Origin of the sequence: Arsenophonus sp. ENCA (assembly GCF_002287155.1) — a bacterium.
GTDB lineage: Bacteria > Pseudomonadota > Gammaproteobacteria > Enterobacterales > Enterobacteriaceae > Arsenophonus > Arsenophonus nilaparvatae.
Window position 1 is genome coordinate 1 of sequence record NZ_NHNG01000758.1, and the last position, 7,628, is coordinate 7,628.

A 7,628-nucleotide genomic window follows, 5' to 3' on the forward strand; every position below is an offset into this window, starting at 1 on the left:
AAAACGCTCATGTAAGTTCAAATGTTTTCCCTTCATACAACAGTATCTCTTATGGGGTCATTACAGTAATTTTATCTATGTATGACCAAGGATTTACTTTGTTGCATTTCGTTTGGGAATTGGCGCATGCTGTTGCACCACAGATTGCGACGGGCATGATAACTAGATTGATAATAGGGATCATCGTCAGCAAATTGACTATTGCACCAAACTGGATACTGGTTGTTCGATTATTGGCAAGTGCCAACTTCATTTGATCAAATTTTACTTTATGGTTATCAAAAGGATAATCACAATATTGAATTGCCATCATCCAGGCACCAAATAAAAACCATAAAATTGGTGCGATTGTCTGAGCAATACCGGGAATGAAAAACAGGATCAGCAATGGAATAACACGAATAAGGTAGTAATATAATTTTGTTACTTCGCGCGCTAAGATCCGCGGTATGTCGGCAATAAGTACCGCAAAACTGGTATCGGGCGCGGGAGTTCCTGTTAATTCGGCTTCCAATTTTTCAGCTAACCAGCCATTAAAAGGAGAAGCAATAAAATTGGCGATAGTACTAAAGAAGTAGCCAAATATAAGTAAAATAGAGATCACCGCAATAGGCCGTATTAGATAACTTAACCACTGCATCCAACTGGGAACATAAGAAAGTAATGTTTGGATCCAATCGCCTAATTTGCTATAAAGCCACCAAAAGGCACTACCGAGTAAAATAATATTTGCTAATAAGGGTAAGATAACAAAACCTCTTATTCCTGGACGAGTAACTAGCTGCCATCCCTGAGCAAAATAATAGAAACCATTCGCAGTTTTTAGTGATTTTATTGAATTAATCATACTTCATATTATCTCCTTTAGGTTTGATCTTGTATCATATAGATAGGATTTTTAGCTGGCTAGTCTTTTGTTGGCTAAAAAAACAGCGAAAAAAGAATAAATATCTAACTTTTTGTAAGAAAATTATGTAGAGGGTTGCACTTAACGTTATTGGCAAATACTCTTAATATAATGATACCGCCATGGTGGCGATTATTTTTTCAAACAACAGAGATAGAGCGATGCAGGATTTGCGTCTAATATTAGTGGTCGTTGGTGCGATAGCTATAATAGCTTTACTGTTACATGGCTTTTGGACAAGTGGTAAAGAGCTTTCGAAGCTATTTAAAGATCGCCCTATGAAGCGCCGTAAACAACCTAATCAGGATACACCTGAGAGTGCAGGCGATCCATCCCTTGGCGATAAAATGATGGAGGCACAACAATCAGCATCTAAATTGACGAGTCAGAAGGCAAATGAACAATTTGCTTCCCGAAAATCTGAATCATCTAAGGTAGTGAAAACACCTAACGATGATCCACATCTAGCTGATACTGAAGTAGAAATTGGATCTCGTGCTAAGCAAGAAAAGAGCGTTCAGACTAAACAGCTTGAACTTGAGATTTCTGAGCCTGCGCTAAGTTCAATTAATAGTGAAGAAAGGGAAGACGCTTTCGTAGCAAACACAGCAGAAAGCAGCCAACGGGCTGTTGGTGGAGTTGAACATCCAGATGGTGAAAAACAACAAAGTAACTTAGCTGATGAAGCTGATAAAAAGGATATTGTTGTTGTTTTACATGTTGCGGCACTGCAAGGTCAAGTTTTAGGCGGTGATCTGTTGTTACAAAGTATTTTTCAATCGGGTTTTCAGTTTGGTGAAAGGCAGATCTTTCATCGTCATGTTGATCCTTCTGGTTCTGGGCAGATTTTATTTAGCTTAGCCAATATGGTGAAACCCGGTTCTTTTGAGCCAGAGGCCATGTCTGATTTCACCACTCCGGGTATATCTATATTTATGATGGTACCTTCATATGGTGACTCAGCACAAAACTTCAAATTGATGTTGCAAGCAGCACAACGTATTGCGGCTGATGTTGGTGGTGTCGTGCTTGATGAGGATCGCAAAATGCTGACACCCCAAATGATAGAGGAATATCATAGCCGAATTAGAAAAGCATTAACTTAAATATTAGATGATTAGTAATCGACCCCCGTGATAGCGGGGGGTTTTGTCTTTAGTTGTATGGTGAATAATGAAAGAACAACAAAATTATCTTGCTCGGCTTAAACAGCAATTACGGCATCATGAATATCTTTATCATGTATTAGATACGCCTGAAATACCCGATGCAGAATATGATCGGATGATGCAGGAATTGAAAAAATTGGAGGCTGAGCATACAGAATGGATTACTGCTGATTCGCCAACACAACGGGTTGGTGCTGCGCCATTAACGGCTTTTGAGCAGGTACGCCATGAAATACCGATGCTGTCATTAGATAACGTCTTTGATGAAGAGAGTTATTTAGCCTTTGATAAACGAGTACATGATCGTTTAAAAAATAATAGCCAGTTGACATTTTGTTGTGAACTTAAATTAGATGGTTTGGCGGTTAGCCTGTTATATGAACATGGCGAACTGGTGCAGGCTGCGACGCGTGGTGATGGTACAACAGGCGAAAATATTACGGCTAATATTCGTACCATTCGAGCAATTCCGCTCCGTTTAACCGGCGATAATATTCCTGCCCGTATTGAAATTCGTGGTGAAGTTTTTATGACTCATCGCGGTTTTGAAAAACTGAATGAAGAAGCTCGGCGTAATGATGGTAAAATTTTTGCCAATCCACGTAATGCCGCAGCAGGTTCATTGCGTCAGCTAGATCCTCGTATTACTGCCAAAAGGCCATTAGCCTTTTTTTGTTATGGTTTTGGTTTGTTAGCGGGTGGACAATTGCCTGCTAGCCAATATCAATGTCTAATCCAGTTTAAAAAATGGGGCTTACCCGTTAGTGATAAGGTAGCACTTTGCCAAAATAGCCAACAAGTTTTAGCCTATTACCATCAAATTGAGCAAGAGCGTTTAGGCTTAGGTTTTGATATCGATGGTGTCGTTGTTAAAGTGGATCCGTTGTCGCTGCAAGAAGAGCTTGGTTTTGTTGCTCGAGCTCCTCGTTGGGCTACGGCATTTAAATTTCCTGCTCAAGAACAGATAACTTTATTTCATGATCTTGAATTTCAAGTAGGACGTACCGGAGCTATTACACCAGTTGCCCGATTAGAGCCTGTTCAGGTTGCAGGAGTCACGGTAAGCAATGCAACATTGCACAATGCTGATGAGATAGAACGTTTAGGTATACGCATTGGAGATACCGTCGTTATTCGTAGAGCTGGTGATGTGATCCCGCAGATTGTTAATGTGCTTACTGAAAGACGTTCTACTGATAGCAGAGAAATTCGGTTTCCTATTCACTGCCCGGTTTGTGGTTCAGCCATTGAACGTATCGAAGGTGAGGCTGTGATCCGTTGTACTGGTGGTTTAATTTGTGCCGCACAACGTAAGGGTGCCTTGAAGCACTTTGTTTCGCGCCGAGCAATGGATATTGAGGGCATGGGTGATAAGATTATTGATCAATTGGTTGATAAAGAGTATGTAACCACAGCGGCCGATCTTTACCGTTTAAATCCTGATATTTTAGCCAGATTAGAGCGTATGGGGCCAAAATCTGCACAAAATCTAATTAATGCGCTTGATAAATCCAAACAAACCACATTAGCCCGCTTTATTTATGCGTTGGGTATTCGGGAAGTTGGCGAAGCAACGGCGGGCAATTTGGCGACACATTATGCGACGTTAACTTCACTCATGTCAGCAGATATAGAGTCGCTAAAAAAGGTACCCGATGTTGGCGAGATAGTAGCAAAGCATATTATCAATTTTTTTCACGAACAACATAATCGCGATGTTGTTAATGAATTAGTGAACGAAATTGGTATTAGCTGGCCAGCTATACCAGTTAAGAAAACCAATAGTCCATTTACCGGCAAAACACTAGTATTAACCGGTACATTAAATCCTTTAACGCGTGATGAGCTTAAAGACAAATTAATATTACTTGGCGCAAAGGTCACTGCCAGTGTTTCTAAAAAAACCGATCTGGTGATCGCAGGTGAAGCTGCTGGTTCTAAATTGGCAAAAGCAAATGAGTTAGGAATAAAAATTATTAATGAGGATGACTTAATGGAGTTACTACAAGAACATTAATCTTTTATGGTTTTTCGGCGTAGTAATTCGCAGGATGTTGACTGCTTTGATTTCGTAATCGTTTTATTCATCATCAATTAGCTATCAGCAAGTTAAATCACTAAATTACCTACTTAATACGGTTTTTAGTGATTAAAATTACGCCCGATTATTTTCTATTACATAAAATAATATAACTATTTGTTAAATTAAAAACCTACTTGGAAATATTTATGTCTGCCGTTTTTCACTTTCTTTTATCCATTATTCTTATTGGTGGGTTATCGATTTTAACCAGTAGCGATCGTGCTAGTATTCGCATTCGCTATGTTTTTCAACTATTAGTTATTGAGTTAATATTAGCCTGGTTCTTCCTCAATTCAGATATTGGTCAGGGATTTGTGGCTGGATTTGCTAAATTTTTTGACTATTTATTGATTTATGCCGCAGCAGGAACTGATTTTGTATTTGGTGGTATGATGGACGCAAATCTCGCTACCTTCTTTTTGCAAGTATTATGTCCAATTATTTTTGTTTCAGCTTTAATTGGCATCCTGCAACATATCAAAGTGCTACCTTTTATTATTAAAATAATAGGAACATTACTGGCTAAAGTTAATGGTATGGGAAAACTGGAATCTTTTAATGCGGTCAGTTCATTAATCCTTGGTCAGTCAGAAAACTTTATTGCATATAAAGATATATTGAGTCGAATGTCACCACGTCGTATGTATACGATGGCAGCAACAGCCATGTCGACGGTTTCTATGGCGATTGTAGGCGCCTATATGGGAATGCTTGATCCTAAGTATGTCGTTGCGGCGCTGATCCTGAATATGTTTAGTACATTCATTATTCTATCATTAATTAATCCCTATTCGGTTGACGAAGAAGAAGATATTCAAGTCAGTCATCTTCATGATGGACAAAGTTTTTTTGAAATGTTAGGCGAATATATTCTGGCTGGTTTTAAAGTTGCTTTGATTGTGGCGGCAATGTTGATAGGATTTATTGCGATTATCGCTGGAATTAATGCCATTTTCAGTGCAGTGATAGGAATAAGCTTTCAGGATTGTTTGGGCTATGTGTTTTATCCATTAGCATGGATCTTGGGTATACCTGCTGAAGATGCACTTAAAGTAGGTAGTATTATGGCCACCAAATTAGTATCTAATGAATTTGTCGCTATGGGATACTTGAAACAAATTGCCGCTGAATTATCCCCTCGTTCAGTAGGTATTTTGTCGGTTTTTTTAGTTTCTTTTGCTAACTTTTCATCAATAGGCATTGTTGCAGGAGCAATAAAAGTGCTCAATGAAAAGCAGGGAAATGTTGTTTCTAGCTTTGGCTTAAAATTATTATATGGCTCCACGCTAGTCAGTTTCTTATCGGCAGCAATAACGGGATTAGTTTTGTGATAATTTGACAGTATGTTTGTAAAGCGGAATTCTTGATTAACGAATGCCGTGTTTGGTTCTATTAACCAATAATATAGTGGAATTCTGCATGCAGAAACAGGATCTGATCGATATTGCTAATACCGTTATGCCATTCGGTAAATACAAAGGACGGGTTTTGATTGATTTACCCGAAGAATATTTACTTTGGTTTGCACGTAAAGGTGAATTTCCTCAAGGAAGACTAGGTTATTTAATGGAAATGACGTTAACAGTCAAAGTGGAAGGGCTAGATAACTTAGTTAAGCCACTCAAGCATTTATAGTAAGTAATGGGGTTTAATATTGATTACATCTAAATTGGCTGGAATTTAAATTTGGTGGAGTTAAGCGGGATCGAACCGCTGACCTCTTGCATGCCATGCAGCGTAGCACATCTACTTTTTATTTTTATATCAAATACTTATTTGTTTTCTTATCCTATGAGTTATAAAATTTTATCCTTATGTATTCGTAGATGTGCTAAAGCACTGTCACAAAATTGACACACAACTTTCCCCCAGTTAAAGCCCTGTTGTTAAATCTACACACTCGCCTCTTCGATCTACTATAATCGAGACCGAGAAGCAAACCATCCGTTAGCTTAGGTGCAAGCATGGGAAAGTGGATAGCGTGAAGGGTGAAATCAATAGCTAGCTTACGGAAGCAAGCTAGGCCAGCAAGACGGCGAACAAAAAGGCTACCAGCTAGGCCTACAGGATGGGGTTAACGAGGGATTGCAGCAGGGCTTAGAAAAAGGCCGTCAAGAAGCGATACGCCAACTAGCAAGGCAATTATTTGCTAATGGTGTTGATCGGCAAATTATAAAAGCATCTACTGGTTTGACAGATGATGAACTAAATAAACTATTATTTTGAAAGATTCCCACCTTCAAATAATTATCTGAAGATGAGGATATCTTAACCTGCTGTTTTTTTTGTAAGTACATTTATCTCTTCTTGAGGTAAGTCTGTATTTGTTTCAATTTTGGATAAAATCTCTCTGAACTGCTCCTCGCCCATAGATTCTAGACGCAGGGCCGCCCGTTTTTTCTTTCCCGCAAATTTAAAAGTACTTGATTTTCTGGGTCTAAGAGATCTAGCAAGAACAGAGCTCCTCTTCGAGAAATAACTGTAGATAGTTCCGTTAACTCATCATTATTAAGTTTTGATATATTATTCATAATACTATGAAGGCTGGATTGTAATGATGGTATTTCAATAAAAATATCTTTTGTTGCCTTATCTACTTTTAGTATGTCTGCTTCAGACTGTCTTACTGTGGTTGTAACTTGATCGTTCATAGAAATTTCTTCGTCATGCAATAACCACATTGTGTATTTTTTAAACATTTCTGTTTTTAATACCTTTTCCATTACCTCCGCTCTAGCTGGTTTTTGTCCGGTTTCGTAGTTCCTTATCATGCTTAGAGAGATTCCTGTAAGAGCTGAAAAACGCATTTGCGTTAATCCCTCCATTTTTCTAATACTTAAAAGTTTTTTCGCATAATTAGTTGACAAGATTCCCATGAGGAGATTATCCTTAATTTGATATCCTTTAAAGGAGATGTTTATGCAGCAAAAGCCTAAAACCCAGCCTAAAGCTGGGCAAATCATGGCAAATGCACCCAGTGTTAAGCATAACAGATGTCAAGCTCTGTTTTGAGACTTAAAGGACTTAGAGCGACTTAGAAGTACCTGGAAGCACTTTGGAGTATTGAGGATCAGATGATTAAGAATGACTACGAAGTTAAATATCCGCTTGATGCAATCAGCGTAGAGAAGTTTTCTGAGCTTTTTGGCAAATCGGAAATCGCTGTTAGAAAAATGATCCTCAACAACAAGTTGCCGGTGGTTGATATGGGAGATCCAGATAAACCGAACGCTAGAGTTGCATATTACCATGCATGCAGATCACCCAATAACATTGATGGAGATCAGCTAATAACATTTAACCAGATCGCTTAATAACATCGATGGAGATCACTTTTGGCCCATTTTGTTATTCGGTGATCTCCATCAATGTTATTCTAATTATCACAGGTGTGTTGAACTGTATTCTTTGCCATATGAGGGTAGAGAATACCTATGCCAACAGTACCTATTTCAATGAGAAAACTAAA

Annotated in this window: 8 protein-coding genes; 6 read left to right on the forward strand and 2 right to left on the reverse strand. The window is 38.5% G+C overall.

Annotated features, from left to right (window positions below):
* Positions 1-49: 49 nt before the first annotated feature.
* Entirely contained in the window at positions 50-847 is a 798-nt protein-coding gene (gene cysZ, locus CBG25_RS19615) for a sulfate transporter CysZ (protein ID WP_290608745.1), read from the reverse strand.
* Positions 848-1,029: 182 nt separating this feature from the next.
* Between cysZ and zipA the strand changes: the two genes are divergently transcribed.
* The 5 genes from zipA to CBG25_RS19640 all read left to right on the forward strand — a co-directional run bounded on the left by zipA (position 1,030) and on the right by CBG25_RS19640 (position 6,385).
* Positions 1,030-2,013 carry a cell division protein ZipA gene (gene zipA, locus CBG25_RS19620; RefSeq protein WP_290608747.1) on the forward strand — a complete coding sequence of 328 codons (984 nt, stop codon included), beginning with the start codon at positions 1,030-1,032 and terminating at the stop codon, positions 2,011-2,013.
* Positions 2,014-2,080: 67 nt separating this feature from the next.
* On the forward strand, positions 2,081-4,093 hold the full coding sequence (gene ligA / locus CBG25_RS19625) for an NAD-dependent DNA ligase LigA (protein ID WP_290608749.1): 2,013 nt from the start codon (positions 2,081-2,083) through the stop codon (positions 4,091-4,093).
* Between the two features lie 212 nt (positions 4,094-4,305).
* A complete protein-coding gene (locus CBG25_RS19630) occupies positions 4,306-5,490 on the forward strand; it encodes a nucleoside transporter C-terminal domain-containing protein (protein WP_290608751.1) in 1,185 nt (394 codons plus the stop codon).
* Between the two features lie 88 nt (positions 5,491-5,578).
* Entirely contained in the window at positions 5,579-5,794 is a 216-nt protein-coding gene (locus CBG25_RS19635; RefSeq protein ID WP_290608753.1) for a DUF3820 family protein, read from the forward strand.
* 450 nt (positions 5,795-6,244) lie between these two features.
* On the forward strand, positions 6,245-6,385 hold the full coding sequence (locus CBG25_RS19640) for a hypothetical protein (protein ID WP_290608754.1): 141 nt from the start codon (positions 6,245-6,247) through the stop codon (positions 6,383-6,385).
* 149 nt (positions 6,386-6,534) lie between these two features.
* Here the strand turns inward: CBG25_RS19640 and CBG25_RS19645 are convergent, their stop codons facing one another.
* Positions 6,535-7,035 carry a helix-turn-helix transcriptional regulator gene (locus tag CBG25_RS19645; RefSeq protein WP_290608756.1) on the reverse strand — a complete coding sequence of 167 codons (501 nt, stop codon included), beginning with the start codon at positions 7,033-7,035 and terminating at the stop codon, positions 6,535-6,537.
* A gap of 198 nt (positions 7,036-7,233) precedes the next feature.
* Between CBG25_RS19645 and CBG25_RS19650 the strand changes: the two genes are divergently transcribed.
* On the forward strand, positions 7,234-7,473 hold the full coding sequence (locus CBG25_RS19650) for a Cox family DNA-binding protein (RefSeq protein WP_290608758.1): 240 nt from the start codon (positions 7,234-7,236) through the stop codon (positions 7,471-7,473).
* The last annotated feature ends 155 nt before the right edge of the window (positions 7,474-7,628 follow it).